Source organism: Pseudomonas sp. HD6422, from assembly GCF_025377065.1.
GTDB lineage: Bacteria > Pseudomonadota > Gammaproteobacteria > Pseudomonadales > Pseudomonadaceae > Aquipseudomonas > Aquipseudomonas putida_U.
Window position 1 is genome coordinate 1 of record NZ_JAHWIW010000089.1, and the last position, 834, is coordinate 834.

Here is an 834-nt window from a genome sequence, read left to right on the forward strand (position 1 = left end):
TGGAAAAGCGCGATGAATCAATTTGCGATTCTGTACGGAGATCGGTTCATCAGGCCAACCTGGTGAAAATCAGGGCCAGCCATCCGTTGCCCATGCATTGACCGAAACGGTAACCACGGCCGCTATCACGGTACATCCTGAAACAAGCGCAGTGCGTCCTGACCTAAATTTGGCTGCGACGACACCCTTGCGGAAAGGCTGCTCTACGATTAAAAAAAGTCCATATCCCAATACCAATGAAGTAATCAGCAAGAACAGCTTATGCTGAAGACTTGGCGCCTCCAGATAGTAGTAAGAATATAAAACTATTAGCGGCCAGTGAACTAGATAGACAGAATAGGAGCGCTTGCCGAGCCAGACTAGAGGCTTGGAGCCAAGTATGTTATTGAAGGACGATCGGGGAGCAGTCAGGATCAGTAGAGCAGTCCCCACGCAAGGGACCATGGCTGACCAGCCGGGGAATACGGTTGAATGGTTGAAATAGGCAAAGGAGTAGGCGATAAGCATTACACCAAGAGTGAACAAAATATTGGCGAACAGCCTGCTAGTCAGCCTTAACTTAATAGCGGCGAGGAAACCGCCTACAGCAAATTCGTATGCTCGCAGCGGCATCCAAAAGAAGGATGATTCCTGAGAGGTCGACAAGATGAATTGGCATGCTGCGAACGAGATGATCCCAGTGGCAGCGATGATCAAGGCAAAACGTCCGCCAAACCACCGTAAAGTCGCAATAAGTAGAAGGGGCCATATTAAATAGGTAAGCGTCCGGCGAACTCACCTTGCGTAAGTCAGGCCGGCACCCACTGATGCGGCAGCAACTGTCCGATCTCACTG

General features: G+C 50.2%; 1 protein-coding gene. It reads right to left on the reverse strand.

The window, feature by feature from the left end:
• Positions 1 to 69: 69 nt before the first annotated feature.
• On the reverse strand, positions 70 to 750 hold the full coding sequence (locus tag KY379_RS27175) for an acyltransferase family protein (protein WP_261242788.1): 681 nt from the start codon (positions 748 to 750) through the stop codon (positions 70 to 72).
• Positions 751 to 834: the final 84 nt, after the last annotated feature.